We start from the raw sequence: 25,941 nt of genomic DNA, 5'->3' as shown, positions 1-25,941 counted from the left end.
GCGAGCATCTCGGCCTGCGCCACAGTGGCCGGCAGGAGCACGGAGCTGCTGCCGCGTCCCCGGCCGAGACCGCTGCGGGGGTGGCGCGCAAGGAGCCCGGCCGTGCGCCAGCGCTCCAGCTGGGGCACCGTCACGGTGACGCTGCCGTCCGCGAGGGTCTTGATCAATTCGGTGTCTGCGCCGGACGGCGGGGTTCGAGGCACCCCGCGATTACAACCCCGCGAAGTTCACGGCAGCAACACGCCTGCGGCATGAGAAGCCGTTGTCGTACCGATCATGGTGGGCATCGGTTCGAGCGGGGAGCCACGGTGGAGTGATCTGCGGCCAGTGTGCGCATGAAGGCAGGGCCTCCTGGTCAGCTCGGGATTGTCGAAGTCCGATGCCCAGGAGGCCCTGTGTTGCAGTCTTGCGCTGTCTTGCCGGTGGAGTCCAACTCGGCCGCCTGGTCGTGTGATTGCCTCGCTCACCGGTTCAGGAATGCCAGCGACCGTCCGGATCGCGAGCCCTGTTATCCCTCCGACATGACGGACGCGGTTTTCCGGCGCCGCCTCACGCCAGGACGCCCCCGCCGGAGCCGCTGGATATAGTGGCCGCGAGTGGAGCGGTGAAGGGCGGGGGCATGACGGCGAAGGTGGAGAGCTTCGATCGCCTGATCGAACCGTTCCGGACAGAGCTGCTGGCGTACTGCTACCGGATGCTCGGCTCGGCTCACGACGCGGAGGACCTGGTCCAGGACACGTTCCTGAGGGCATGGCGGGCGCGGGAGCAGTACGACGAGACCCGCAGCTCACTGCGCACCTGGCTGTACCGGATCGCGACCAACGTCTGCCTGACCGCCTTGGAGGTCCGCGGCCGCCGGCCGCTGCCGGCGGGTCTGGTGGCCGCGTCGCACCCGCTCGGGCCACTTGTCCGGGGCGAGAACGCTGTCTGGCTCCAGCCTTTGCCGGACGCGCTGCTGGACGCGGGCGATCCGGCCGCGGCCGTCGTCGACCGCAGCAGCCTGCGGTTGGCGTTCGCCGCCGCTTTGCAGCATCTGTCGGCGCGTCAGCGCGGAGCGCTGATCCTGCGTGACGTGCTCGGCTTCTCCGCGTCCGAGGCAGCAGACATCCTCGGCGCCACCGTCGCCTCGGTGAACAGTTCCCTGCATCGGGCGCGTACCCGGGTACAGGAAGTCGAGGCCCAGCCGGAACGTCTCAGCGAGCCGTCCGCGGCCGAGCAGCGCGCCTGGGTCGACCGCTACATGAAGGCGTTCGAGCAGGCCGACGTCGAGGGCCTCAAGCGGCTGCTCACCGAGGACGTCATCATGGAGATGCCGCCGATGCTCAACTGGTTCACCGGCCCCGGCAACTACGGCCTGTTCATGGAATGGGTCTTCCAGGCGGCCGGAACGGACTGGCGCCTCACCGCGGTCACGGCCAACGGCCAGCACGGGTTCGCCGCCTACCGACGCGTCGGCGACGGATACGAACTGCACACACTGCAGATCTTCACCGTCACCGCCGAGGGCATCAGCCGGAACTCGGTGTTCCAAGACTCCGAGATCTTCGCCTCCTTCGGTCTGGCCGCCGAACTCGACCCCGGAGAATTCCCCGCCGCGGACGCGAACAGTTCCAGCCCAGCCGCCGGTATGTACTGACGAGTTCGCCGGAGCACCCGGGCGAACCGCTCACAAGGGAGACTCCGATGTCAGACAACCGCGCGGCAGACGCGGCCGCCATCCAGGCCGTCCTGGTCGACTCCTACAAGGCATGGGAGGCCGGCGACGCCGACGGCATGGTCGCCGACTACACCGCGGACGCGACCGCCATCATGACCGGCTCGCTGCGCGACAGCCGCGACGCCATCCGCGACGCCATGGCCATGGCCTTCGCCGGGCCCCTCAAGGGCACCTCGACCTACAACAAGCAGCTCAGCCTGCGCTTCGTCGGCAGGGACGCCGCGATCGTCATCAGCGAATCCGGCATCCTGTTCGCCGGCCAGGCCGAGGTGCCGGACGCGGGCAAGGTGAACGCGACCTGGGTCTTCGAGAAGCAGGACGGCCAGTGGCTGATCGCCGCTTATCACAACAGCCCGGTGCTGGCGACTGGAAACTGAGCCCTTTGCTGAAGCCGTTGTCGTACTGATCATGGTGGGCATCGGTTCCAGCGAGGAGCCACGGTGGAGTGATCTCCGGCCAGTGTGCGCATGAAGGCAGGGCCTCCTGGTCAGCTCGGGATTGTCGAAGTCCGATGCCCAGGAGGCCCTGTGTTGCAGTCTTGTGCTGTCTCGCCGGTGGAGTCCAACTCGGCCGCCTGGTCGTGTGATTGCCTCGCTCACCGGTTCGGGAATGCCGGCGACCGTCCGGATCGCGAACCCTTTATCCCTCCGACATGACGGACGCGGAGTGGGCGGTCGTGCGGGACGCGATGCCAGTGCCGGCGTGGCTGGAGGGCCGTGGCGGGCAGCCGGATTGCTACTGCCACCGGCAGATGCTTGACGCCGTGCGCTGTGGGATCACCTGGCGGGCGATGCCGGCGGACTACCCCGCCTGGGACCGGGTCTACGCCTTCTACCGGCGCTGGCGGGACCAGGGCCGGTAGAAGGCGTAGACGCGGTCCCAGGGCCTGATCAAGGAGCTCCACGACCGGCTGCGTGGGAAGGTCCGCGAGGCCGCCGGGCGGGATCCGGAGCCGACGGCGGGGATCATCGACGCCCAGTCGGTTCCGGCCGCCGCGTCGGTGCCCTCCGCCACGTCCGGCTACGACGGAGGGAAGAAGGTACCGGGGCGCAAGCGGCACATCGTGGTGGACAGCCTCGGGTTGCTGCTGACCGTCCTGGTCACCGCCGCATCCGTCACCGACCGCGACGCCGCCCGGACTCCTCACGGAAGCTCATCTCACCGGCGCTCAGGACCTCTTCGCCGCCGGCGCACACCACGTGCTCGCTGCGGCGCGGAGCCAGTCGCAGCACCCCGCCGGCATCGACGACGAACGTGAACGGCTCGGCCAACTCATCCAGGGTCAGCGCGGAGACGCACTCGCCCAAGTCCGCCGACGAGCGGACGCTCCGACCCTCACCACCCGCCCGGACGAGCGCCTTCAGCTCCGCCGGACCCACATACCGATACATCCGCCCCCGCATCGTCACGCTCACCAACCTAGCCCCTCACACAGCCACGACCTGGGGAATTGCGTGACCAGAGCTCTTGGGGAATTACGTGACCGTCCACACGGGACTGGTGGCGGCCAAGGCCGCAGCCGACGCGAAGCCGAAGGTGTCCGGGAGGGCCATGCGCGTGTGCCCAGGCCCCATCGCGAGGGCGGAACATCGCTGGGCACCTGGTTGAACAACCAGAAGAGCAGACGAGACAAGCTCACTCCGGAGCAGCTCGGGCGGCTGGAGGCCCTGGGCGTGGCCTGGTAGGCCCGCCCAGGGTAGGGCCACCGGGATCGTGCTGGCTCGCGCCGTGGGCTGGCCTTCGGGGTGCGCTGGCGGGCTGCACCCTGACGTTAGCTTTCCGTTTAACCTCGCAGGTCACCCGACCTGCTGATCCGCGGTTCTTCCCGGGACAGCGGAGGCGGCCGTTCTCCACGCTTCGAGATGTCTAGTCACGAAGCACGAGAGAACGGCCGCTGCGTATGAGTCTCCCCCTCGATCCGCCCGCAGGCGACGGGTTGGGCATCTTGTCCCGCTTTCGGGTTGAGTTCTACGACTGCCTGTACGCCCGCGCTGACGCGCTCTTCGAGCTCACCGACGCGGTGCTGTGCACGGACGGGCCGGTGAAGACGCTGGTCGAGTTGTCGCTCGCGGCCGAGCACCGGCGCGGGCACGGCGCGTTGTACCAGGCGCTGGACCGGGGCTGGATGGAGCCGACGCGGCTGCGCCGCACTCTGGCCGGGCTGCCGCTGCCGCGGCTCGCGGACGGGAGGATCGCTCTGGCCGTGGATGTCTCCAACTGGCTGCGGCCCGACGCCCCGACCAGCGACGAGCGCCTGTTCTGCCACGTCTACGGTCGCGGGCGAAGCGCCGATCAGCTCGTCCCCGGCTGGCCGTACTCCTTCGTCGCCGCCCTGGAGTCCGGGCGCACGTCGTGGGTCGGGCTGCTGGACGCGGTCCGGCTGGGACCGGCCGACGACGCGACCGCCGTCACCGCGGCCCAGCTGCGCGAGGTCGTCGACCGCGTCATCGCGGCAGGCCACTGGCGCCAGGGCGATCCGGACATCCTCGTCGTCATGGACGCCGGCTACGACGTGACCCGCCTGGCCTACGTCCTGGCCGACCTGCCCGTCGAGCTGATCGGCCGACTGCGCTCGGACCGGGTCATGCTCCGCGACCCGAGCGAGCCCCGCTCCGGCCCCAAGGGCGGACGCCCGCGCAAGCACGGCGGCGTCTTCACCTTCGCCAAGCCCGACAGCTGGCACACCCCGGACGCGACCACCACCACGGACACCACCCGCTACGGCAAGGCCGAGGCGAGATCGTGGGACCGGATGCACCAGCGCCTGCAAAAGCGCGGGCCGTGGCTGGACCACCAGGGCGAAATCCCGCTGATCCACGGCACGTTGGTCCGCCTCAAGGCCGAGCACCTGCCCGGCGAACGGGACGCGAAGCCACTGTGGTTGTGGTCATCCGCCACCGGCATCGACGCCGAGCACCTGAACCGGATCTGGCGCACGTTCCTACGCAGATTCGACCTTGAACACACCTTCCGGCTCATGAAGCAGACACTCGGATGGACCGCCCCGAAGATCCGCCGCTCGGACACCGCCGACCTGTGGACCTGGCTGATCATCGCCGCACACACCCAGCTCCGCCTCGCCCGCCCCCTCGCCGAGGACCTACGCCGGCCCTGGGAGAAACCTGCCCCGCCGAACAAGCTCACGCCCGCCCGAGTCCGACGCGGGTTCCGCAACATCCGCGCGAAGACGCCCTGTCCGGCAGCCGTGCCACAACCGACACGCCCCGGCCCCGGCCGCCCCCGGCGCGAAGAACCGCAGGCCGACACCCCGCTACGACGTCGGGAAGACCGTCAAACGCGAACCCACGCTCGAAGCCCACCTCGCCAAGATCGCAGCAGCAGCTTAAAAATCAAGGTTAGAAGCCGTTGCTCAATCGAGCTTGGTGATCGTGAGTTCGAGTCTGCTGCCTCGGTCGGATGATCCTCTGGTCGTCTGGGCATGGAAGTGGGACCTCCCGCACAGTTCGGGTGCCAGGACGCTGCGGGGCTGGGCCCTGCCGCCTGCGGTGTCACCGCAGGCGGATAGCCTCCGGCGGGAACGGGCGACCGATGGGAGTGGGCATGGACATCGAGGAGATGCTGGATCGACTCGGCGTGGTGATCGGGCCGCCGCCCGCGGACGGCGTGACCCCGGTCCCGTGGGAGCTCGCACCTGCGGCGATCGGCTTCCAGCTGCCCGCGGACTACCGGGCGTTCGCCGACCGGTACGGGTCGGTCAGCATCAGCAACGAGCTGCACATTTTCACACCAACGGAAGTCCCCAGTCCCCACGCCGCGGTGCCGTCCGGCTTCGAGGGGTTCCTGTACGACACGACGGAGCCCTACGGATACTGTGCCTGGCTGGCCGAGTGCTACCGGGACGGGGACTACAGGGAGTGCCCGTATCCGCTGTTCCCGGCCGAGGGCGGCCTGCTGAAGTGGGGTAACAACTACAATTCCGACCACTTCTTCTGGCTGATGCGGGGCCCGGATCCGGACCGGTGGCCGGTGGCCGCCAAGTTCCACTCGATGTGGGAGTGGGACGTGTTCGAGGGCGGCTTCCTGGAGTTCCTGCTGGCGGCAGTGACCGAACAGTATCCGTACCACGGGGACGTCGTTCCCGGCGGGACGAAGCAGGTCGGTGACAGCCGTGCCTATCGCCCTCGGGGTGACTGGTCGAAAAACCTTCGGGAATGAGCCCGCGGACACGGTCAACGGCCGGCTCCGAGCGGCTCCGGCTCGGTGACCTGGCCAGCCGTTGTCGTCCCGAGCTTGGTGGGCACGAGTTCGAGTGGATCAGCTCGGTCGGGTGACCTTGTCGCGTGCCGGGCATGAAGGCAGGGCCTCTGGTGCAGCTCGGGTCTGTCGAAGACCTTGAGCACGCCAGGAGGCCAGGTTGCCGCCGTTGTACGCCCTCACGCCTGCCGGTTCCAACTCGGCTGCACGATCGTGTGATTGTCTCGCTCACCGGTTCGGGAACGCCGGTGACCGGCCGCACAGGCGGCCGAGGTATCCGTCCGACATGAGTGACGTGGAGTGGGCCGTCGTACGCGACGCGATGCCCGTGCCCGCCTGGTTGGAAGGCCGCGGCGGGCAGCCGGAGGGCTATTGCCACCGGCAGCTGGTCGACGCGGTGCGCTACCTGGTCGCGGGCGGCATCGCCTGGAGGGCGGTGCCCGCTGACTTCCCCGCCTGGGACCGCGTCTACGCCTTCTTCCGGCGCTGGCGTGACAAGGGCCTGGTCGTCGAGTTCCACGACCGGCTGCGGGACCGGGTCCGCGAGGCGGCGGGCCGCGATCCGGAGCCGACCGCAGGGATCATCGACGCGCAGTCGGTGAAGGGTGCCGCATCGGTGCCGGCCGCCACGCGGGGATTCGACGGCGGGAAGAAGGTCAACGGCCGCAAACGACACATCGCGGTGGATACCCTCGGGCTGCTGCTGACGGTGCTGGTCACCGCGGCCTCCGTCACCGACGGCGACGCCGGCGGGACGCTGCTGGCCCGGCTGCGTCAGCGGCACTGGCGCATCTCGCTGGTGTGGGCCGACGGCGGCTACACCGGACGCCTGGTCGACCTCGCCCGCGATGTCCTGAACATCGCGCTGACAGTGGTCAAACGCAGCGACGACGCCACGGGCTTCGTGGTGCTACCGAAAAGGTGGCTGGTGGAACGGACGTTCGCGTGGCTGATGCGATCACGCCGCCTGGCCCGCGACTACGAGACCCGCACCGACACCTCCGAGGCGATGATCCGTTGGTCGATGAGCGTGGTCATGAGTCGCCGGCTCGCCCGGCGAGCACGCTGAAAATCCCCGGGCGTTCCTCGGCCAGCCAGCCCCGCGCGGCCAGGCGCTTCACCTTCGACCGCACTCCCTCCACCTTCGCCGCGACCACCTCCAGACCCAGGGCCGCCGCGAGCTGCCGACAGTCCATCTCTTCCCCGCTTCCCGCCAGGACCTCCACGAGCCGCTGGTAGTCCGGCGCAAGCGAGTCGAGAGCGAGCCCTTCCCTCCAGACCGGCACCACCGATCCGGGCACGGCACCGACGACCCGCGCAGGCCGTTCACCAGCTGCGCCAGCCGGCGGCACCTCCTCGCCCGCAGCAGGTTCTGCCAGGACTTCGGCCACCGTCTGACGGGCGATCACGAACCGCTCCCACGCGGCTTCCGCCTCCTGCAACTCGGCCTGCAGGACCTCCACCCGCTGCCGAGCAGCACGCTCGCGCTCCTCCAGCAGCCCCATCACCGACGGCATCCGGCACCTCCACCGAAGAGACGACACGACACCCCGCCTCTGCCACCGAGGCACCAGCACTATGCCTGACCAGCGGAAACGCACCCGTCACAATCGGAAAGACAACGGCTTCTAAGCGGGCCCGGTCACAGCCCCGAGTCCGGCGCAACATCACGCACCCCGACGGCTGAGGACATCCTGCTCAGCCTGTCTGTGACAGGCGGTACACCGGAGGGAGGTCTTTCCGCCGACACGAAGCAGAGACCGCAGCGAAGGGTGGGACATGGCAGAGCAGCAGCTGGAGACGGTGGACGGCATCGTCGAGCGGATCCTGTACGTGAGCAGCGGCGGCTTCACCGCGCTGCGTCTGGGCCTGGAGCACGGCGGGAGTCTGACCGCGAAGGGTGAGGCGCTGCTGGGGGTGCAGCCCGGGGAGACGCTGCAGCTGACGGGTCGTCGGGGTCGGCACCTGGCGTACGGCGAGGAGTTCCACGCCGTGGAGTGCCGTTACCTCGAGCCGGCAACGCTGCAGGCGATCCGCAAGTACCTGGCTTCCGGGTTGGTGCGGGGCATCGGGCCGAAGCTGGCGGACGCGATCGTGGACACCTTCAAGCTGGACACCCTGCAGGTGATCGACACGACGCCGGAGCGGCTGCGCGAGGTACACCTGATCGGGCCGGCCCGGTACACGGAGATCGTCGCCGCGTGGCAGGTGCATCAGGAGATCCGGCAGCTGATGGTGCTGCTGCAGGGCGCCGGTGTCTCCCCCACCCACGCGCCGCGGATCGCCCACCACTTCCGCACCGTCCGCCGGGAGGCCCACGACGTCGCGGACGTCCTGGACATCGTGCAGGAGCACCCCTACCGGCTCACCGAGGTCTACGGGATCGGCTTCACCACCGCCGACAAGCTCGCACTGTGGCTCGGCCTGCCGGAGCGCAGCCCCGAGCGGCTGCGGGCGGCCCTGCTGCACGCGCTCGAGACGGCGGCGGTCCGCGACGGCCAGTGCTTCCTGTTCGAACGCCAGCTGCTCCACCGCACGCTGCAGAACCTCCGCGACGAGACGCTCGCCGAGCTGCTGCCCGACCAGCTCGGCGTGCTGGTCGCCTCCGGTAGCGTCGTGGTGCAGGACGTCCCGCGGGACGGACGGCTGCAGGCGGCGGTGTTCACCCCTCGCCTGCACGCCGCCGAGGTCTCCGTGGCCGCCCGGATCGCCCGCCTGCGCAGCGCCACCACCCGCCTGGCATCGATCGGGCCGTGGCGCGGCGGCGGCCCGCTGCCCGTGTTCGACAGCGCCCTGGTGCTCGCCCCGGCGCAGGAGACGGCGGCACGGATGGCCCTCACCGAACCGGTGTCCGTGCTGACCGGCGGCCCGGGCTGCGGCAAGTCGTTCACCGTGAAGACGATCGTCGACCTCGTGGAGGCTGCCGGCGGCCGGGTGGGGCTCGCGGCGCCCACCGGCCGCGCAGCCAAACGTCTGCAGAACCTCACCGGCCGCACGGCCACCACCGTGCACCGCATGATCGGCAATCGCCGCGACGACGACACCGGGCCCCTGAACCTCTTCGACGCCTGGGACCCGCTCGAGGCGGACCTGATCGTCATCGACGAAGCATCCATGCTCGACCTGCCCCTCCTCGACCGCCTCCTCGGCAAACTCACACCCGGCGTCCACCTGCTGCTGGTCGGAGACGTCCACCAGCTCCCCAGCGTCGGTCCCGGCCAGGTCCTGCGCGACCTCCTCGCCGTCGACGCGATCCCCCGCACCGAACTCGACGAAGTCTTCCGCCAGAGCGCAGACAGCGCCATCATCCGCAACGCCGCCCAGATCCGACACGGGCAACCCATCCGCAGCGGCGGCGACTTCTGGTTCCTCCCCGTCCCCGACCCCGAAATCCCCGCCACCGTCGTCGACCTCGTCACCCGCCGCCTGCCCACCACCTACGGCATCACCCCCGACGACGTCCAGGTCCTCGCCCCCAGCACCAAAGGCCCGGCCGGTACCCAAGAACTCGCCGCCGCCATCCAGGCCAAGGTCAACCCCCACCACGACGGCCAAGCGCAGCACTGGGGCGACGGCCGTCCCTTCCGCCTGAACGACCGCGTCATCGCCGTCCGCAACGACCTGCGCAAAGGCGTCCTCAACGGCTCCACCGGCCGCGTCACCGCCATCGACGACAAAGACCGCCACATCCACGTCACCCTCGACGACGACGGCAGCACCATCCTCTACGCCTTCGAAGAACTGGACGAACTCCTCCACGCCTACGCCATCACCGTCCACCGCGCCCAAGGCAGCGAATACCCCCACGTCATCGTCCCCCTCACCAAGACAGGCCCCTCCTACCTCCTGCTGCGCCGCAATCTCCTCTACACCGCCGTCACCCGCGCGAGGCAGATGCTCGTCCTGGTCGGCGACCCCGAGGCCCTGGACACGGCGATCAAACAGCCCGCGGCCGGCCGCAACTCCTCCCTCGCCGTCCGGCTGCACGAAGCCCTCACCAGTACCGCGGTCCTTCCCGACCCCGTCCGCACCAACAACGCCCCGGCGTCTCTGTACTGAAGCAACTGGCTGGCTTCCCGGCACAGCAGCAGCCGCACCACCCGGTCGCTGGGCGCGGCCGCGCGACCAGCCGTCGCGCGCAGCCACCGCTCCGGCATCCACGGCGTGCGGCGGCGAGCCCAGGACTGCGCCGTCCACGGGACGGGGCGCAGGCGTCTCGAGCACACTGTCCGGGGCCGCATCGTACGAATCCAGGGGTCTGCGTGGATAGGAGGGCCCGCGCCGCGGCCGTGCGAGAGCTGCCCGCATCGACGAGACGTGCCAGCGGGGATTTGGGCGCCGGAGGAGTACGACAAGCTCGTCCGGTACGACGCACCGACTCCGTGGCGCTGCGAATCGCAGTGGTGCAGGGTCGACTCGATGCGGTCACGTACCGGGCGATCGCCGAGTATGTGTCGCTGGTGCCCTTGTTCTCCTCAGGCACTGAAGCGGCCGAGCACGGCCTGTCCGGCATCAGCGAACCCGGCGACGAGGCCCGCCGAGTCATCGGCAAAGTCACCCGAGTCCGTTCGGACCTGCGCCAGTCCTGAGATGCGGACGGTGGCGGCGAGGTCAGCGACGCCGCGCCCAGCGCCAAAGGGCTGCGAACCAGCCACCACGCCACCGTCGCAACCGCCCGCACCGCACGAGCCCCCGCCACTCCGCCGCACCCAGTCCGGAAGCCGACACCCAGCACCGGGGCCCCATGACGCCCCACACCATCCCGATGCACACCCACCCGGGTGCGCCTCGCAACAGTGCTTCCTGATGGTCCCGACTGCTCACTCGATGCCGAGTACCCTCACACCGAAGGACTGGAGTGCCGCCATGAGTCAGCCTGTGCACGACGGAGCCGAGCCCATCCCCCGGCCTGAGCAGAACCCCGCCGCGCTCAAGGCCGCGCTGGCAGTGGTTGTGTAATCGTGCCCGACGGTCTGCCCGTCCCGGACCTGCTGGTTGCCGACGCGACCACGGCCGCCAAAGCCACCCGCACTCAAGGGGCCGATGCCATCGTGGTCGCGATCGAGATCACCACGCCGTCCACACGCGTGGGCGATACCGTGCTCAAGTCCGCGCTGTACGCCGCGGCCGGCATCCCGCACTACTGGCGCCTCGAGCTCGACCCCGCCCCCGGCTCTACCTCGGCCACCTTGAACGCGGCACTACACCGACCGCCTCGTCCAGGCCAGCGATGCCACCGCGCTCACCGATCCCTTCCCTCTCGACCTCGGCCCCGCGGCGCCGCGCCGGTAGCGCGATGAGCAGGGACTTGGCGGCCCGGGAGTCTCTGATCAACGGTGTAACCCGATCTGACAGGGTGGGTCGCTGACGTGCCCGGGAAGAGGAAGCACCGCATGGCTGACGTGACGATTCAGGCTTCCGGTACTGGTGGGCTCTCGCATTCAACTGTCACCGGTTCTCCGCTGATCCCAACCGCACGGTGACCGTGTGTGATACCCGGCGGTGTATCGGTCGCTCCACGTGCGCCCGGCCGTGCGGAGATTCACCCGCTTCGCCCACCACACAGCCGATGTCTGATCATCTGCCTTGTGTGGCAGAACGGTTCGCGGTTTCGTGGCCAGGCGTGAGCGGCGTCTTATCGGCGGAAGTGGGCGTGGTGTTCGTGCAGGAAGGCGTCGACGGTGCGGGGCCGGCGGCCGAGGATGTCGGTGACAGTGGTGGTGGGGGTTTCGGGTCGGGCGATGGCAAGTTGCTGGATCTCCGTCACGTGGTCGGCGAGCCAGGTGGGCATATGGGCGTTGCGGATGAGGTTGTCGCGCAGTTCGTCCGGGGTGAGGTTGAGGTAGCGGATCTGGTGGCCGGTCAGAGCGGTCAGTCGTGACGCGAGTTCGGGGAATGCGACGGCTTCGGGTCCGGTCAGGGTGTAGGTGCCGCCGGCGATGTCGGGCCTGGTGAGGGCTGCGGCGGCGACGTCGCCGATGTCGCGGCAGTCGATGTAGTTGCAGGGCGCGTCGCCCATCGTGCCCAGGATGATGCCCCGGGCGACGGAGGGGGCCAGGCGCAGGAGGTTTTGCATGAACGCGTAGGGGCGCAAGATGGTATGGCTGAGGCCGCTGGCGCGCAGGTGTTCCTCGACGGCGTGGTGTCCGCGGGAGATGGCGACCGGGGAGTCGGGTTCGGCGGCGGGTGCGGAGATCTTGACGATGTGTCCGATGCCCGTGTGGGCGGCGATGTCGATGACGCGGGTTTCGAGTTCGACCTGCGCGGGGCTGTTGGCCATGGCGAGGAAGAGCTGGCTGGCGCCGTTGAAGGCGGTGCGCATCGAGTGGGGGTCGGTGGCGTCGGCGTACTGGACCTCGACGGGCGGTCGGTGTGGGCCGGTTATGCCGGGGATCGGCCTGTCCGGGGTGCGGGTCAACGCGCGGACGGGTGTACCGAGCGTGAGGAGGCTGTGGAGCAGGGCGTTCCCGGTTGCTCCGGTCGCTCCCATGACAACGATCATCGTGTGCTCATTCCTTGACGACTTCCCGGCGGCGGGTGCTGCCGGGGGTGGGCTCGGTCGGGCTTGGGTTCGTGGGGTGGGTGGGCCCGGTGCCGGGGTGGGCTATGTCGGGGATGCTGCGGCGGTGCTGCGCCAGCGCAGTGTGACGATGGTGGTGGCGAGGGCTGCGGAGACGGGCAGGTCGATGCGCAGGCGCTCCAGCCACGGGGTGGCGGGGATCGGGGTATGGGCGGGTAGCCATTGGGCGGTGAACCATCCCAGCAGGGCTGCCGCGCCGACGGCGGTGATGACGAGTGCCGCGATCAGGGCGACGCGGGGCGTGGTGATGGTCCACCGTCGGGGCTGCCCGCCGTGCCGCAGCCAGGTGCCGACCAGGAACGCCACCACGGCGGAGGTGCCGGCGATGGAGGTGCAGGCAGCCACGGCCAGGTCCTGCTGCCCGGTGACGACTCCGGCGGTACCGGCCGTCAGCGCGGGGGCGGCGTAGGCGGTCAGTACCTCGCGCCACAGGGTGAACGGCCGGGAGGCTGCCCGGTTTCGGCTGGTTCTGTCCTTCTTTGCGGGCACGTTGGCCCCTTTCTCGTTCGTGTGAGGGAAGCGAAAGGTTGCGGTGGGGAGCATCAGGCTTACTCGGCCAAATTAATTAGGCACCTAACTATTGCCTCGAAAAAAGGGCCCTACCCGGAGGGCGGGGCCAACCGGCTGAGAGCCGGGTCAGTCAGCGGCCAGGGCTGCACTGCCGCGCACCACGCGGGCGAGCAGATCCAGGAACATCGCACGCTCCTCGACGGAAAGCCCACCCACCATCGCCTCCAGCCGCCCGAAGTGCTCGGACGCCATGTCACGCAGGCGCTGCGCACCGCGCGCGGTCAGGACGGCCACCGTGCCCCGGCCGTCCTCTGCGGACGGGCGGCGGGCGATCAGGCCTGCTCGCTCGAGGCCATCCAGCAGGCCGGTGACCGTGGCCCTGGAGACATCGAGGTCGAGTGCAAGGCGTGAGGGGGATTTCTCCCCGCCGTGGTCTTCGAGGTCGGCGAGCAGGCGGTAGCGCCCCGTCGACAGGCCGAACTTGGCAAAGTGCGCCTCGGCCGCCCGGCCGACCCTCGCGCCTGCCGAGATCAGCCGCACCGCGACCAGCACCGCCTGCGGATCGACCTCCAGGCCGTAGCGCTCGACCTGCCGTCTGGCCTGGTCCAGCGTGGGTGTCTCGCCATCGATGCCATCCCTCGTCATGCACATAATATGGCGGCTAATCACTTTGCCTGTCAAGGCGCCCCGATTACTGGTGGGCTCTCGTACTCAACCGTCGCGGGTTCCCTCGGGAGCCCAGCCCGCCGGTGACCGGCTGCGGTCGCCAGCGGCGTATCGGCTCCAGGTCCCGCCGCTTTCTCTGAGGAGGCGGCTGGCGGCCTCGTCGTGCTAAGGCGTGTCTCTTTGATGGGCTGAGCAGTTGATCGGACGTTGCTGTCCTGCTGGTGGTCAGTGATGCGATGTGAGGCCGGATCGAGCCGTTGGTGCCGGCCTGTCCGGTCCGGGGCGGTGGTGGGCCGACCATCGGCGCACGCCAGGGCGATCGCGTGGAAGTACCGCACGTCCTCGCCCTGGCGTGGCCTTCCGGAAGGGCTCGGACTCGTTCAGGACCGCGCAAGAGGTTGCTGCGGTGGGCGGTCCGTTGACACGCTCGGCGGCATACTGAGCGGATGAACTTCGGGGTGGGGTCTGGCAGGAGCAACTGGGGTCGCGGGGTACTGCGGGAGCTGCTGAGGCAGACCGCAGAGGGGGTCGGGGTCGTCCTGCACGAGTCGGACGATGAGTGGGGGTCCCTCGCGAAGTACGTCGACGCGGGGCTCGGTCGGCGGGTGACGGTGTATCCGCCCGACGAGCAGCGCCGGGCCTTCCGGGTGGTCCTCGCAAGCGACCTTCCGAGTAACTTCCCGCGTCTGGCCGGCGGGTGGACCGCCGATCCGGCCGAGGTGGTCAGGGCGGTGGTGACCTGGACCGGCGGAGCGGGGCTCGAGGAGACCAAGGCGCAGGCCCCGTGCATCGAATTTCGGCCCTGGGCCCTCGTGCACGAGCGGGAGCCGTTCGGCGGGGTCGAGTTGGAGTGGCACCTCCAGTTGGACCGCATCCACTTTCCGCCGGGCGACCGAGACCTACGCACGCATGCGTTGCTGGCTGCGGCGTACGCCGAGCCGGTGCTCCGCCGGCTGACACCGGCGACCAGCATGATGAACGTCTGGTTCTCCACCAGTGTCAGGGCGAACTGGAAGACTCATGTCGGGCACATCCTGTGGGTGCACGAAAAGGGGGTCTACGGGGTGCACAACGGGAGCGAGGTGATCGCGCGCTTCGAGACGGCGCAGGAGGCCGTCGCCCTGGTGGTGGCCACCCTGCCGGAGGGGATCGGGCCGGCACGTTAAGGGTGGTCGGTCACAGGACGGGCACGCTTCAGGCGAGGCAGGGCCTACGGACTCTCCTAGGTCATCTGCGGAGCCAGATGAGGATGGCTGCGAGGTGGAGTGCGGCCTGGTAGGCGATGGCGAGTTTGTCGGTGCGCATGGCCAGACCGCGCCACTGCTTCAGGCGGCTGATGCACCGCTCGACCGTGTTCCGCTCCTTGTAAGCCTCACGGTCGAAGCCGGGGGGGGGCGGCCACCGCGTGAGCCGCGCCTCAGCCGGTGGCGGACCTGGTCCACCGGTTGCGGGATGACCGCACGGATGTGCCGGTCGCGCAGGTGGGAGCGGATCGAGAGCCGAGTAGGCACGGTCCGCGATCACCGTGTCGGGCCTGGTGCGTGCCCGCCCGGGACCTGTTCGAGGAACCCTGATCGCGGCCATGACGGCCGTGAACGCGGGTGCGTCGCCAGCCTGTCCGGCCGTCACGACGAGGGCCAGCGGCCGCGCCCGGGCATCACTGGCCAGGTGAACCTTGGTGCTCAGGCCTCCACGCGAGCGGCCGAGGGCGTGATCGGCAGGCTCGCCCCGACCGCGGTCACCCTTTGCGGGCGCCGGCGGCGTGCTGGTGGGCCCGGCACACGGTGGAGTCCACCGATGCCGTCCAGCCGATGTCGTCGTTGGCGTCCGCCGCGGCCAGGACAGCAGCGAAGATCCGCTGCCACGTGCCGTCGACCGCCCGTCGCAGCAACCGCTTGTGCGCCGTCTGGAACGGCCCCAGCTCCTCCGGCAAGTCCCGCCAGGGCGAGCAGGTGCGGTACCTCCATGCGATCGCCTCCAACGTGCGGCGATGGTCCGCCCATCGCCGCCCACGAACCGGATCGGCCGGCATCAACGGCTCGATCCGGTCCCACATCGCATCACTGATCACCAACCGGACAAACACATCCGATCAACTGCTCAGCCCATCAAAGAGACACGCCTTAGCCGAGGGCGTCCGCGACGCCTCTCCGCCGTGGAGCACGTCGTCGACCGTCAGCTGGACGATCCGGGTCAGCAGCACCCGCCCCTCCAGCGGAAGACACCGCGGCCGGCCCCTCGGCGGACCATCCACTCTGTTGGGGATCTTGATTTCCGGCTGCCTGTGATCATGGTTCTGCGGCAGTCTCGCGGGCGCATGGGTCCGATCTCGTCTCTCCGCACCGGGCGGTGCGGAGGGACCAGCGCGCCCGGTCCGCACTCGCGGCCCGGCTCACCCAGGCAACACAGGCCGGCACTGTGCCACTCGAAGTCCTGCCCGAAGTCCCTGTAATCGTGCCCGACGGTCTGCCCATCCCGGACCTGCTGGTGGGGCTTCGCCCTGATGCACTCCGGTGGTCTGACCGTCCTCCTTCTCGGCCAGAGCTCCCCCCTCCCCCGCACGAGTGCAGTGTCCCGTCGAACCCGGCTCGGATGCCGGGAGTGGAAGGATCCGATCACGACCTTCACCGCGCGAACTGCCATAGCTTTTGTGTGCGTTAACAGTCCGATGCCTTGACGGTACATCAGCGTGTAGCCATAGTGATGGTCGGCGCAGCACTACCAGGGGGTTCCGACCCGTCTTGCGTGCACCTCTTCCTCGCCAAAATTGTTAGCGCTAACAATTTGGGGAGCGTCTTCTTCCTTCTCCCACCCGCGAAGGAGTTCGTTCATGACCATGCGATCGTGGCCGAGCCACGCCCGGCGGGCGCTGACGGCGGCCGGAACGACGGCCGTGCTCGTCGTCGGTCTGCTCACCGGAGCGGGTCCCGCCCGGGCCGCCACCGAGGGCCCATGCGACATCTACGCGGCGGGCGGAACACCGTGCGTCGCGGCCCACAGCACCACCCGTGCGCTCTTCGCCTCCTATAACGGCCCGCTGTACCAGGTGCAGCGGGCGTCCGACGGCATGTCGCAGAACATCGGGGTCCTGTCCACCGGAGGCATCGCCGACGCCGCCGCGCAGGACTCATTCTGCGCGGGCGCCGAGTGCAGCATCACCCGCCTCTACGACCAGACCGGCGGCGGCAACACCCTGGTCTACCAGGGACCCGGCGGAACCGGCGGCGCCGACACGGCGGCCACCGCGACCACCGAAGCGGTCACCGTGAACGGCCGGAAGGCCTACGCGCTCTACATCAAGCCCGGCAACAGCTACTTCGCCTACAACTCCGCCGGGGGCGTGCCCACCGGCAGCTCGCCCGAGGGCGAGTACATGGTCACCAGCGGCACCCACGTCAACAACGGCTGCTGCTTCGACTACGGCAACACGGAGATCGACCACAAGGCCGACGGCAACGGCGCCATGGACGCGATCAACTTCGGCACCGAGTGCTGGTTCGGCGGTTGCAGCGGCACCGGGCCGTGGGTGCAGGCGGACCTGGAGAACGGCCTGTTCTCCGGCGGCAGCAGGACGTGGAACCCCAACCAGGTCTCCCAGACCAGCCGCTTCGTCACCGCGATGCTCAAGAACAATGGCACCACCCAGATGGCGCTCAAGGGCGCCAACGCCCAGTCCGGGAGCCTCACCCAGCTCTACAGCGGCTCGCTGCCCGGCGGATGGAACCCGATGCACAAGCAGGGCGCCGTCATCCTCGGCAGCGGCGGCGACTGCTGCCAGACCAACCGCAATGCGAGCGCGGGCACCTTCTACGAGGGCGCGATGGTCAAGGGCTACCCCTCCGACGCCACGGACGCCGCGGTCCAGGCCAACATCGCCGCGGCGGGCTACAGCACCATCACGACCCCCTTCGTCCCGGGAGCGAAGGTGTCGCTGCGGGCCACCACCTCCTGCTGCACCGGCGACTACCTGCAGCACGACACGGGCGACGACAAGGTGGGGATCGCGCCGGTGACCCCCGGCAGTTCCGCCCTCGACAAGGGCAACGCCACCTGGATCGTCCGGGTCGGCCTGGCCGACAGCACCTGTGTCTCCTTCGAGTCGGCCAACGCCCCCGGTAGTTACCTCAGGCACTACGCCTTCCAGCTCCACCTCCAGCCCGCCGCCGGCACCGGCCAGTTCGCCGCGGACGCCACCTTCTGCGTCAAGCCGGGAAACAGCGGCACGGGCTACTCCCTGCAGTCCCTCAACTACCCGGCCAAGTACCTCCGCCACTACCGCCTCACCGGCTACATCGCGAGCAACGGCGGCGCCAATACCTGGGACAACCCGTCGTCATGGACCCAGGACTCCAGCTGGCTCGCCGTCTCCCCCTGGGGCTGACGAGCGGCCCGTGCCGGCCGGCCGTCGAAGACGGCCCTCGCCGGAAGGCACCCGGAGGCGTCAGCGCGGACCACGCCGTCCGCACAGCCGGACACCGGCAGATTCCGCGGACGCCCACCCCACCCCCACCCTGTGAAGGAGATCTTCATGGTCAAACTGTCGATCCGTAGGCTCGGGCGAGCTCTCCTCGCGACGGGCGCGACCGCCGCACTCGCCGTCGGCATGCTCACGGCCACGGCCGCGACCTCGCAGGCGGCCACCCAGGGGCCCTGCGACATCTACGCCGCCGGCGGCACCCCCTGCGTCGCCGCGCACAGCACCACACGCGCCCTCTACGGGGCGTACAACGGACCGCTGTACCAGGTCAGGCGCGCCTCCGACAACGCGACCAGGGACATCGGCCTGCTGAGCGCCGGCGGATACGCCAACGCCGCCGCGCAGGACGACTTCTGCGCCGGCACCAGCTGTGTCATCACCGTCATCTACGACCAGTCCGGCAAGGGCAACCACCTCACCCAGGCGCCCGCCGGCGGCGCGGCCGGCGGGCCGGACAACCTCGCCAACGCCTTCGAGGCGCCGGTCACCGTCGCCGGACACAAGGCGTACGGCGTCTACGTCGCGCCCGGGACCGGCTACCGGAACAACCACACCAACGGCATCGCGACCGGCGACCAGCCGGAGGGCATGTACGCGATCTTCGACGGCACGCACTTCAACGGCGGCTGCTGCTTCGACTACGGCAACGCCGAGACCAACAGCCTGGACACCGGCAACGGCCACATGGAGGCCCTCTACTTCGGCAACAACAAGAGCTGGGGCTCGGGCAGCGGCAACGGCCCCTGGGTCATGGCCGACCTGGAGAACGGCCTGTTCTCCGGGGTCAACCGCGGCTTCAACGCCGGCGACCCCAGCGTCAGCAACCGGTTCCTGACCGCCATGCTCAAGGGCGGCCCGAACCAGTGGGCCCTGCGCGGCGGCGACGCCCGGTCGGGCGGCCTGTCCACCTTCTACAACGGGGTGCGGCCCAATGCCACGGGTTACAACCCGATGCACAAGGAGGGCGCGATCATCCTCGGCATCGGCGGCGACAACAGCAAGTGGGCCCAGGGCACCTTCTACGAAGGCGTCATGACCTCGGGCTACCCCTCGGACGCCACCGAGAACGCCGTCCAGGCCAACATCACCGCCGCCGGCTACAACAGCGGCTCGACCGGCACCGGCACGCTGACGCCCGGCTCCCGGATCTCCCTGCAGGCCACCACCGCGCCGTGCTGCACCTCGCACTACCTCCGCCACAACGACGCCGACACCAAGGTCGTCATCTCCGCCTACAACGGCTCCAGCCCAGCCATCGACAAGGCCGACGCCACCTGGATCGTCCGCGCCGGCCTGGCCGACACCTCCTGCGTGTCGTTCGAGTCCGCCAACAGCCCCGGCCAGTTCCTGCGGCACTACAACTACCAGCTCAACCTGAACACCGACAACGGCGCCGGCGCGTTCGCGCAGGACGCCACCTTCTGCCCCACCGCGGGCAACAGCGGAGCCGGTACCTCCTTCCGGTCCGTCAACTTCGCGACGAAGTACCTCCGCCACTACAACTACACGGCCTACATAGCGAGTAACGGCGGCTCCAACGCCTGGGACAGCACCAACAGTTGGGCCGCCGACACCAGCTGGCTGGTCACCCAGCCGCTGGGCTGACCCGCACCGCCGTCTCAGCACGCTCGCCGGCCCGGCCGCAGGCCCCCGACCCGTGGCCGGGCCGGTGCAGGGAGCCGGTCGAGGGCACCGATCGGCTCCCTGCCACGTCGAATCCGCCTCCCAGGAAGGAACCCCTTCATGGTCCCCCGACGGTTCCACGGGCGGCGGCTGCGTCTCCTCGCAGCCGCCGCACTGATGCTCACCGCCTGCGTCACCGCGTCCACCGCCACGACCGCCCAGGCCGCGCCGGGCAGCCCTGCGCCCACCCCGCCGCTGGGCTGGAACAGCTGGAACAGCTTCGGGTGCGGTGTCGACGAGTCGAAGGTCCGCCAGGCCGCCGACGCGATGGTGTCCTCCGGTATGAAGGACGCAGGCTACCGGTACGTCATCGTCGACGACTGCTGGTTCGACCCTCAGCGCGACGGCGCGGGCAACCTCCGGGCCGACCCGACCAAGTTCCCCGGCGGCATGAAGGCGCTCGGGGACTACATCCACAACAAGGGCCTGAAGTTCGGCCTCTACGAGGCACCCAACGAACGCACCTGCGCCCAGGCCGTGGGTTCCTACCCCGGCTCCACCGGCAGCAAGGGCCACGAAGCCCAGGACGCCACCACCTTCGCCTCATGGGGCGTGGACTACCTCAAGTACGACTGGTGCTCGTCCAACGGCACGCTGGACCAGCAGGTCGCGCAGTTCACCCTCATGCGCGACGCCCTCCGCGCCACCGGCCGTCCCATCGTCTACAGCATCAACCCCAACAGCCTGCACGCCATCACCGGCTCCTCGTACAACTGGGGTGAGGTCGCGGACCTGTGGCGGACGACCGAGGACCTGCTCGACATCTGGCAGAACGGCAACACCAACAGCTACCCGATGGGCGTGGGCAACGTCCTCGACGTCGACGCGCCGCTGGCCGCCCAGTCGGGCCCCGGCCACTGGAACGACCCCGACATGCTCGTGGTCGGCCGCCCCGGCCTGTCCCTGACCGAGTCCCGTTCCCACTTCGCCCTCTGGTCGCTGCTCTCGGCACCCCTCATCGCGGGCAACGACATCCGGACCATGTCCGGCGACGTGAGCGCGATCCTGCGCAACCCCCGCCTGCTGGCGGTGAACCAGGACGCGCTCGGCGCGGGCGGGCGCCGGGTGCGCGACGACGGCGACACCGAGGTGTTCGCCAAGCCCCTGTCCGACGGCTCGGTCGCCGTCGGCCTGTTCAACCGCGGAAGCGGCACCGCGACCGTCTCCGCCACGGCCGCACAGGTCGGCCTCACCGGAGGGCCGTTCACTCTCACCGATCTGTGGACCGGCGACACGTCGAGCACGTCCGGCCAGATCTCGGCCGGCGTCCCGGCGCACGGCGTCGCCGTGTACAGGGTGTCCGGCGGCAGCCCGCTGGCCTCCACCACCGCACGGCTCCGCGGCACCGGGTCCGGCCGTTGCCTGGATGTGGACCGGGCCGCGACGACGGCCGGGACGGCGACGCTGATCTGGGACTGCCACAGCGCCGCCAACCAGCTGTGGACCACCTGGACCGGAGGCGAGATCCGCGTCTACGGCGACAAGTGCCTGGACGCTTCCGGCCAGGGCAGCACCGACGGCACGCAGGTCATCATCTGGCCCTGCAACGGTCAGAACAACCAGAAGTGGACCGTGCAGGCCGACGGGTCGGTCCGCAACGTCCACGCCGGGCTGTGTCTGGACGCCGACCACGCGGGGACCGCCAACGGCACCCCGGTCATCCTGTGGACCTGCAACGGCCAGAACAACCAGAAGTGGACGACCCTCCGGTAGCCACCCTCTCGTCTGCGAGAAGTGAACGGGAGTACGGCGGAGGCGCGGTCCGGCCGGGCCACGCCTCCGCTGCGGTTCAGGCCGGGTACGGGAGGTGGGCCTCCGGGGTGCCGGCCGGCCGACTGTGCAGGGGGCCGTCGGGGCCTCCGATGCGCACGTGCCACGAGTGCGGGCTGTCGGTGGTGACGGTGAGCCGCTCGCCGGTGGCGCGCAGATGGAAGCGGGCGGCGTCGCCGAGGCCTCCGGTGCGGGGGACGGTGACGGTCCGCTCGGCGCCGTCGGCAAAGGCGAGGACGCGCAGTTCGACGCCGTCGGCCCACGCGGTGACCGGGCGCTGGTCCTCGACGGCGAGCGGGCTGACGGAGTCGGGGCGGGCGAGCAGCGGCAGGGTGTGGAAGCCGTGCCGTTCCCGTCCTGCGCACTTCTGCGAGCATTTCGCGCAGCCGATCCGGATCGGTCGCGGTCCAGGGCGTGAAGGCGGGGAGCCCGGCGGCCGGGTACTCGTCCTGGAAGGTGCGTGCGCCCGCAGCGCCAGACCCACGCCTGTGGTGTGCAGCGGCCAGTGCGCGCCAAGGCGGGTCCGCACTCCGGCCGAGGACCGTCCGGCCAGGCGCTCGACGTCCACCGCGTGCCCGGCCTCCCGCACCGCCAGCTGCACGTTCTCGGGGGTCGCCTGGCACAGGTCCTCCAGGAACGGCAGCGCCGCTTCGCGCAGCACCGGGCCCCGCGGGGCGAGCGTCCCGAGCTCGAACAGACGCAGCCCCACGTGGTACACAGCGTCGGTGTCCCGCTCCAGCGCTGCCCAACCGCTGAGCTCGGACCGCCGCCGGTGCGCGGTGGGCAGGGAGAGGCCGGCACGCCGGCTGATCTCGCTGAGCCTCAGGGCGGGAGCCACGCGATCGAAGGCGGCCGGCACGGACAGCAGCCGTCCGGCGGCGTTGGTGGCCGGTGTCCGGACAGTCGTGGGCGCGACCGCAGACCTTCGGACGGCACCCCGACACGGGCGGCGGCAGATGCACGACCCGAGGTCGACGGGCGGCGTGCCGGGTCGCCCAACAGATCCTGCGCCTCCTGGGACCGGCTGCCCACGCGGCAGCGGGCAGCCGGTGCCCGGTCCGACCATCGACATCCCGCCTCCCACGGCCACGGCCACACCGCGGGCGCGGGCACCCGGTCAGAGGAAGCGCCAGAGGTGGTCGGACGTGCCGTTGTCGTCCCACAGGACGACCTGGGCGCCCTGGACGGCGGACGCACCGGAGACGCCGAGGACGCGGCCGCTCATGGCGGACTGGATGCGGAAGGTGTCGCCGCCGCCGTGGCGCAGCCGCCAGCGGTGGTCCGCGGCCCCGTCGTCGGTCCACTGGACGATCCTGGCGCCGTTGGGCGTGCCGCCGCCCTCCACGGCGAGGACCTTGCCGCTGTGGGAGTTCTTGAGCCGCAGGTAGCCTCCGGAGTCGACCACGGCCGTCCACAGGTGGTCCGCGGTGCCGTTGTCGCCCCACTGGATCACCTGGGCGCCGTCGGCGGTCGACATGGTCTGCACGCCGAGCAGCAGCCCGCTGCCCACGTTCTGGATGCGCCTGGTCCCGGTCGGGACGAACCACCACCGGCTGGTGGCCGAGCCGGTGTCCGGGACCTGAACGGCGAACGCGCCCTGGGTGGTGGAAGCGCCGGCGATGCCCAGCAGCTTGCCGCTGTTGGCGTTGCGCAGGCCGTGCGAGCCGTCGGCCGTCTCGACGACCGTCCACCGATGGTCGGCGGTGCCGTTGTCCGACCACTGGAGCACGGAGGCGTTGTCGCCGGTGGACATGTTCTGCACGCCCAGGACCTTGCCGCTGTTGGCGTTGCGCAGGCGCAGCGCGTTGCCGTCGACGACCAGGGCCCAGTCGTGGTCGGCGGTGCCGCTGTCGCCCCACTGGAGGGCGGGGCCGCCGTCCGCGGTGGACATGTTCTGCACGCCGAGCACGAGCCCGCTGCCCGCGTTGAGCAGGCGGAATCCACTGCTCCTGGTGTTCCAGTAGACGGAGTAGTTGAAGCCCTGCGCGTCGTGGAAGGGGCCGAGGCCGACGGACGAACCGTTGGCGGTTGCGGTGAAGGCGAGGCCCGTGGTGCCGGTGCGGGTGACCGACGCCGGGTCCAGGGCCGGGAGTGCGGACAGCGCGGTGCTGCCGTAGTTGCCGCACAGCACGACCGGGCCGTATGTCACCGCGGCGACGTCCGGGTTGTCGTTGGCGGCCCGGAGCGTGACCCGCATGGGCAGCTTGACGGTCACGGTGTCGCCGGAGGCCCAGGCACGGGTGACGGTGGCGTAGCTGCCCGGCGTGGTGGCGATGTTCTGCACCGCGCCGTTGACGCTCACGGTGGCGCCGGCCGTCCATGCCGGGATCCGGATGCGCATCGACCAGGTGTCGCCTGCGCTGCCGACGACCTTGAGGGTGGTGGTGTCCTCCGCGGGGTAGGCGGTGGTCTGGGTGATCGTGAGGCCGCGCTCGGCCCAGGTGAGGACCGTGGGCGTGAAGAGGTTCACGATCAGCGTGGTGCCGTCGTGGAAGTAGACGGAGTCCGCCAGTTTGGTGTTGGACTCCATGCCGGTGCCCTGGCAGCACCAGAAGGAGTCGTAGTCGGTGCTCCAGGTGCCGCCGCCCCAGGCCGGGCCGACGCCGCGGCGGCCGCCGGGCTTGAGCGGGGTGAAGTAGGTGATGTGCCCGTGCGGGTCGGCGGGGTTCTGCGCGCCGACGACGTGGTTGAGCAGGGTGCGCTCGTAGAAGTCGAAGTAGCCGGCCTGGCTCGGTTCCAACTGCCACAGTTCGCGGGTGAGTTTGAGCATGTTGTACGAGTTGCAGAGTTCGCAGTTGTCGTTGGTCAGCTGGGTGGCGATCGCGTTGGGTGCGCGGAAGTGCTCGGCCTGGCTGTTGCCGCCTATGGCGTAGCTGTGCGCGGTGGTGCAGATGTTCCAGGCCTGGAAGGCGATGTCGCGGTAGCGTGCAGTCCCGGAGGCGCGGTACTCGCGGACGGCTCCGATCCACTTCGGCACCTGGGTGTTGGCGTGCAGGCCGTTCAGCTGGTCCTGTCCGGCGGCCAGCGGGTCGAACACGGCTGCGTGGTCGAAGCGTTGGGCAGCCGTCAGCCAGCGCGCGTCCCCGGTCTGCAGGTGGAGGTCGGCCAGGACTTCGTTCATGCCGCCGAACTCGGTGCCCATGAGCGCCTGCATCTGGCTCCGGGTGAGCCGGCCGGTGCGCAGGTCGACCCAGCCGGCCATGCCCAGCAGGACGTCCCGGGCCTGGTTGCTGCCCAGCAGGCGCCACACGTCGAGCAGGCCGGCCATGGTCTTGTGGACGCAGTAGTAGGGGACGTTGCCGTTCTTGAGCGAGCCGGACTCGAGCTGGGCGAAGTCGTTCTCGGGGAAGCCCGACAGGTAGCCGGCGGAGAATCCCGCTGCGGCGTTGTTGGCCTGGCACTTGGCCAGCTCGGCCACCATGTACGCGGCCTTGTCCCGGCAGACGGTGTCGCCGGCGCCCGCGTACGCCTGGGCCCACGCGCTGAGGAAGTGCCCCTGCACGTGGGTGCGGAACGGGAACGACGGGGCGTCCCAGCCTCCGGTTGCGGCAGCGGCGTTGGTGGACAGCCGGTGGTTCGCGCGGAAGTTGTAGAGCAGGCGGTCGACGTCGACGAAGCGCAGGTACGCCAGGGTCCGGTCCTGGTTGTCGCGCAGGCGGCCGGGCGTAAGCCGGACCTGGCCGAGGTCGAAAGGCTGCGTCGAGGACCCGGCGGTTACGGCTGCCTCCGCAGCCGCCGGGGCGAGGCCGAGGCCTATGGCAGGGGCGAGGGACAGCACGCCGGTCGCCTTGAGCAGGCTGCGGCGGTTCAGGGGAACAGGCGACATCGCGGGGACTGGTCCTTCCGGGTGGGGAGGAGACCGCTGCACAGCACGACACAAGTGTTAACGCTAACAATCTACTTCGAACGAGAGCGCGCCGAGACGGCGGAGGCACACGTGGAGATGGGCGTCGAAGGACCGCGGACCGCGGAGAGCGCCAGGTCCTACCTTTCGACGGGTGCCACGTTTATACCCTGCCGTCCCGACCCCGTCCAGAGGTGCGACAGAGCGCCGCGGCTTCGAAACACTTCGATCCCCATCGCCTCCGTCGGCCCGGGCTGCAGCTCCATGGCCGATCAACTGCACTCGGGCGCCCGACTATTGGCTAGGGTCCGTCTTCAAAGTTGATCAAATGGTGGGATCATGACGGTGTGGTTCGTCGTCATGAGCTGTCGGATGCCGAGTGGGCTGTGCTCTCGCGGTTCCTGCCGAGTTCAGGGACCGCGGGCAGGCCCGTGCTGCCCGGCCGGTTGCCGCCGACCTCTCCGACAGACCTGCAGGAG

Annotated in this window: 22 protein-coding genes and 4 pseudogenes; 17 read left to right on the top strand and 9 right to left on the bottom strand. The window is 69.9% G+C overall.

Going from position 1 to position 25,941, the window contains the following annotated elements; all coding sequences use genetic code 11:
* The first annotated feature begins 619 nt into the window (after positions 1 to 619).
* The 4 genes and pseudogenes from KSNIM_RS37660 to KSNIM_RS37645 all read left to right on the top strand — a co-directional run.
* A complete protein-coding gene (locus KSNIM_RS37660) occupies positions 620 to 1,636 on the top strand; it encodes a sigma-70 family RNA polymerase sigma factor (protein ID WP_263107681.1) in 1,017 nt (338 codons plus the stop codon).
* 47 nt (positions 1,637 to 1,683) lie between these two features.
* Positions 1,684 to 2,094: an SgcJ/EcaC family oxidoreductase gene (locus KSNIM_RS37655; RefSeq protein ID WP_263107680.1), complete on the top strand. Its 411-nt coding sequence runs from the start codon at positions 1,684 to 1,686 to the stop codon at positions 2,092 to 2,094.
* 275 nt (positions 2,095 to 2,369) lie between these two features.
* The gene (locus tag KSNIM_RS37650; protein ID WP_263107679.1) at positions 2,370 to 2,579 is read left to right on the top strand and encodes a transposase; all 210 of its coding nucleotides are present in this window, start codon (positions 2,370 to 2,372) and stop codon (positions 2,577 to 2,579) included.
* A 138-nt stretch (positions 2,580 to 2,717) separates the two neighbouring features.
* Positions 2,718 to 2,798 (top strand): annotated as a pseudogene (locus tag KSNIM_RS37645) (hypothetical protein); the annotation flags it as partial.
* Between the two features lie 34 nt (positions 2,799 to 2,832).
* Here KSNIM_RS37645 and KSNIM_RS37640 read toward each other — a convergent pair.
* On the bottom strand, positions 2,833 to 3,132 hold the full coding sequence (locus tag KSNIM_RS37640) for a hypothetical protein (RefSeq protein WP_317634122.1): 300 nt from the start codon (positions 3,130 to 3,132) through the stop codon (positions 2,833 to 2,835).
* A 39-nt stretch (positions 3,133 to 3,171) separates the two neighbouring features.
* Between KSNIM_RS37640 and KSNIM_RS37635 the strand changes: the two genes are divergently transcribed.
* The 4 genes and pseudogenes from KSNIM_RS37635 to KSNIM_RS37620 all read left to right on the top strand — a co-directional run bounded on the left by KSNIM_RS37635 (position 3,172) and on the right by KSNIM_RS37620 (position 7,001).
* The gene (locus KSNIM_RS37635) at positions 3,172 to 3,402 is read left to right on the top strand and encodes a helicase associated domain-containing protein (protein ID WP_263107678.1); all 231 of its coding nucleotides are present in this window, start codon (positions 3,172 to 3,174) and stop codon (positions 3,400 to 3,402) included.
* A 215-nt stretch (positions 3,403 to 3,617) separates the two neighbouring features.
* Positions 3,618 to 5,064, top strand: a pseudogene (locus KSNIM_RS37630) (NF041680 family putative transposase).
* 214 nt (positions 5,065 to 5,278) lie between these two features.
* Complete coding sequence (locus KSNIM_RS37625; protein ID WP_263107677.1) at positions 5,279 to 5,893, top strand: hypothetical protein; 615 nt, start codon at positions 5,279 to 5,281, stop codon at positions 5,891 to 5,893.
* Positions 5,894 to 6,218: 325 nt separating this feature from the next.
* A complete protein-coding gene (locus KSNIM_RS37620; protein WP_263107676.1) occupies positions 6,219 to 7,001 on the top strand; it encodes an IS5 family transposase in 783 nt (260 codons plus the stop codon).
* On the opposite strand, the gene KSNIM_RS37615 is transcribed toward KSNIM_RS37620, so the two are convergent.
* Positions 6,967 to 7,449: a hypothetical protein gene (locus KSNIM_RS37615; protein WP_263107675.1), complete on the bottom strand. Its 483-nt coding sequence runs from the start codon at positions 7,447 to 7,449 to the stop codon at positions 6,967 to 6,969. The genes KSNIM_RS37620 and KSNIM_RS37615 overlap by 35 nt on opposite strands.
* A gap of 262 nt (positions 7,450 to 7,711) precedes the next feature.
* Between KSNIM_RS37615 and KSNIM_RS37610 the strand changes: the two genes are divergently transcribed.
* From KSNIM_RS37610 to KSNIM_RS39585, 4 genes and pseudogenes are all read left to right on the top strand, one after another.
* Entirely contained in the window at positions 7,712 to 9,991 is a 2,280-nt protein-coding gene (locus KSNIM_RS37610; RefSeq protein ID WP_263107674.1) for an ATP-dependent RecD-like DNA helicase, read from the top strand.
* A 105-nt stretch (positions 9,992 to 10,096) separates the two neighbouring features.
* Positions 10,097 to 10,267 (top strand): annotated as a pseudogene (locus KSNIM_RS39590) (hypothetical protein); the annotation flags it as partial.
* A 47-nt stretch (positions 10,268 to 10,314) separates the two neighbouring features.
* Entirely contained in the window at positions 10,315 to 10,521 is a 207-nt protein-coding gene (locus tag KSNIM_RS37605; RefSeq protein WP_263107673.1) for a DUF6283 family protein, read from the top strand.
* A gap of 369 nt (positions 10,522 to 10,890) precedes the next feature.
* The gene (locus tag KSNIM_RS39585) at positions 10,891 to 11,232 is read left to right on the top strand and encodes a Uma2 family endonuclease (RefSeq protein ID WP_411543911.1); all 342 of its coding nucleotides are present in this window, start codon (positions 10,891 to 10,893) and stop codon (positions 11,230 to 11,232) included.
* Between the two features lie 335 nt (positions 11,233 to 11,567).
* Here KSNIM_RS39585 and KSNIM_RS37600 read toward each other — a convergent pair whose 3' ends face one another.
* The 3 genes from KSNIM_RS37600 to KSNIM_RS37590 all read right to left on the bottom strand — a co-directional run bounded on the left by KSNIM_RS37600 (position 11,568) and on the right by KSNIM_RS37590 (position 13,667).
* Positions 11,568 to 12,422, bottom strand: a complete 855-nt coding sequence (locus KSNIM_RS37600; RefSeq protein ID WP_317634098.1) for an NmrA family NAD(P)-binding protein — start codon at positions 12,420 to 12,422, stop codon at positions 11,568 to 11,570.
* 114 nt (positions 12,423 to 12,536) lie between these two features.
* A complete protein-coding gene (locus tag KSNIM_RS37595; RefSeq protein ID WP_263107671.1) occupies positions 12,537 to 13,001 on the bottom strand; it encodes a hypothetical protein in 465 nt (154 codons plus the stop codon).
* A 147-nt stretch (positions 13,002 to 13,148) separates the two neighbouring features.
* Positions 13,149 to 13,667 carry a MarR family winged helix-turn-helix transcriptional regulator gene (locus KSNIM_RS37590; protein ID WP_263107670.1) on the bottom strand — a complete coding sequence of 173 codons (519 nt, stop codon included), beginning with the start codon at positions 13,665 to 13,667 and terminating at the stop codon, positions 13,149 to 13,151.
* A 269-nt stretch (positions 13,668 to 13,936) separates the two neighbouring features.
* Between KSNIM_RS37590 and KSNIM_RS37585 the strand changes: the two are divergent.
* Positions 13,937 to 14,101, top strand: a pseudogene (locus KSNIM_RS37585) (transposase); the annotation flags it as partial.
* Positions 14,102 to 14,134: 33 nt separating this feature from the next.
* Positions 14,135 to 14,854: a DUF6193 family natural product biosynthesis protein gene (locus KSNIM_RS37580; RefSeq protein WP_263107669.1), complete on the top strand. Its 720-nt coding sequence runs from the start codon at positions 14,135 to 14,137 to the stop codon at positions 14,852 to 14,854.
* 61 nt (positions 14,855 to 14,915) lie between these two features.
* On the opposite strand, the gene KSNIM_RS37575 is transcribed toward KSNIM_RS37580, so the two are convergent.
* Positions 14,916 to 15,533, bottom strand: coding sequence for an IS5 family transposase (locus KSNIM_RS37575; protein ID WP_411543910.1), 618 nt, complete (start codon positions 15,531 to 15,533; stop codon positions 14,916 to 14,918).
* The gene (locus KSNIM_RS39580; protein WP_411543909.1) at positions 15,427 to 15,759 is read right to left on the bottom strand and encodes a transposase; all 333 of its coding nucleotides are present in this window, start codon (positions 15,757 to 15,759) and stop codon (positions 15,427 to 15,429) included. The genes KSNIM_RS37575 and KSNIM_RS39580 overlap by 107 nt, the downstream gene beginning before the upstream one ends.
* A gap of 759 nt (positions 15,760 to 16,518) precedes the next feature.
* Here KSNIM_RS39580 and KSNIM_RS37570 point away from each other — a divergent pair.
* The 3 genes from KSNIM_RS37570 to KSNIM_RS37560 all read left to right on the top strand — a co-directional run bounded on the left by KSNIM_RS37570 (position 16,519) and on the right by KSNIM_RS37560 (position 21,561).
* A complete protein-coding gene (locus KSNIM_RS37570) occupies positions 16,519 to 18,069 on the top strand; it encodes an alpha-L-arabinofuranosidase B (protein ID WP_263107668.1) in 1,551 nt (516 codons plus the stop codon).
* A 147-nt stretch (positions 18,070 to 18,216) separates the two neighbouring features.
* The gene (locus KSNIM_RS37565; protein WP_263107667.1) at positions 18,217 to 19,770 is read left to right on the top strand and encodes an alpha-L-arabinofuranosidase B; all 1,554 of its coding nucleotides are present in this window, start codon (positions 18,217 to 18,219) and stop codon (positions 19,768 to 19,770) included.
* A gap of 138 nt (positions 19,771 to 19,908) precedes the next feature.
* Positions 19,909 to 21,561: a glycoside hydrolase family 27 protein gene (locus tag KSNIM_RS37560; protein ID WP_263107666.1), complete on the top strand. Its 1,653-nt coding sequence runs from the start codon at positions 19,909 to 19,911 to the stop codon at positions 21,559 to 21,561.
* 76 nt (positions 21,562 to 21,637) lie between these two features.
* On the opposite strand, the gene KSNIM_RS39575 is transcribed toward KSNIM_RS37560, so the two are convergent.
* Both KSNIM_RS39575 and KSNIM_RS37550 read right to left on the bottom strand, forming a co-directional pair.
* On the bottom strand, positions 21,638 to 22,456 hold the full coding sequence (locus tag KSNIM_RS39575; protein ID WP_411543828.1) for a helix-turn-helix domain-containing protein: 819 nt from the start codon (positions 22,454 to 22,456) through the stop codon (positions 21,638 to 21,640).
* Positions 22,457 to 22,735: 279 nt separating this feature from the next.
* Positions 22,736 to 25,444 carry a beta-L-arabinofuranosidase domain-containing protein gene (locus KSNIM_RS37550; protein ID WP_263107665.1) on the bottom strand — a complete coding sequence of 903 codons (2,709 nt, stop codon included), beginning with the start codon at positions 25,442 to 25,444 and terminating at the stop codon, positions 22,736 to 22,738.
* Between the last annotated feature and the right edge of the window lie 497 nt (positions 25,445 to 25,941).

The sequence above is a fragment of the Kitasatospora sp. DSM 101779 genome, from assembly GCF_025655475.1.
Lineage (GTDB): Bacteria > Actinomycetota > Actinomycetes > Streptomycetales > Streptomycetaceae > Kitasatospora.
The sequence above is the reverse complement of the archived record's forward strand: the minus strand, read 5'-3'. Positions and strand labels throughout refer to the sequence as shown.

Bases quoted from the DNA above. Each gene is read 5' to 3' on its own strand.
- KSNIM_RS37660 (WP_263107681.1), top strand. From the start codon at position 620: ATGACGGCGAAGGTGGAGAGCTTCGATCGCCTGATCGAACCGTTCCGG.
- KSNIM_RS37655 (WP_263107680.1), top strand. From the start codon at position 1,684: ATGTCAGACAACCGCGCGGCAGACGCGGCCGCCATCCAGGCCGTCCTG.
- KSNIM_RS37650 (WP_263107679.1), top strand. From the start codon at position 2,370: ATGACGGACGCGGAGTGGGCGGTCGTGCGGGACGCGATGCCAGTGCCG.
- KSNIM_RS37625 (WP_263107677.1), top strand. From the start codon at position 5,279: ATGGACATCGAGGAGATGCTGGATCGACTCGGCGTGGTGATCGGGCCG.
- KSNIM_RS37620 (WP_263107676.1), top strand. From the start codon at position 6,219: ATGAGTGACGTGGAGTGGGCCGTCGTACGCGACGCGATGCCCGTGCCC.
- KSNIM_RS37615 (WP_263107675.1), bottom strand. From the start codon at position 7,449: ATGCCGTCGGTGATGGGGCTGCTGGAGGAGCGCGAGCGTGCTGCTCGG.
- KSNIM_RS37610 (WP_263107674.1), top strand. From the start codon at position 7,712: ATGGCAGAGCAGCAGCTGGAGACGGTGGACGGCATCGTCGAGCGGATC.
- KSNIM_RS37600 (WP_317634098.1), bottom strand. From the start codon at position 12,422: ATGGGAGCGACCGGAGCAACCGGGAACGCCCTGCTCCACAGCCTCCTC.
- KSNIM_RS37590 (WP_263107670.1), bottom strand. From the start codon at position 13,667: ATGACGAGGGATGGCATCGATGGCGAGACACCCACGCTGGACCAGGCC.
- KSNIM_RS37580 (WP_263107669.1), top strand. From the start codon at position 14,135: ATGAACTTCGGGGTGGGGTCTGGCAGGAGCAACTGGGGTCGCGGGGTA.
- KSNIM_RS37570 (WP_263107668.1), top strand. From the start codon at position 16,519: ATGACCATGCGATCGTGGCCGAGCCACGCCCGGCGGGCGCTGACGGCG.
- KSNIM_RS37565 (WP_263107667.1), top strand. From the start codon at position 18,217: ATGGTCAAACTGTCGATCCGTAGGCTCGGGCGAGCTCTCCTCGCGACG.
- KSNIM_RS37560 (WP_263107666.1), top strand. From the start codon at position 19,909: ATGGTCCCCCGACGGTTCCACGGGCGGCGGCTGCGTCTCCTCGCAGCC.
- KSNIM_RS37550 (WP_263107665.1), bottom strand. From the start codon at position 25,444: ATGTCGCCTGTTCCCCTGAACCGCCGCAGCCTGCTCAAGGCGACCGGC.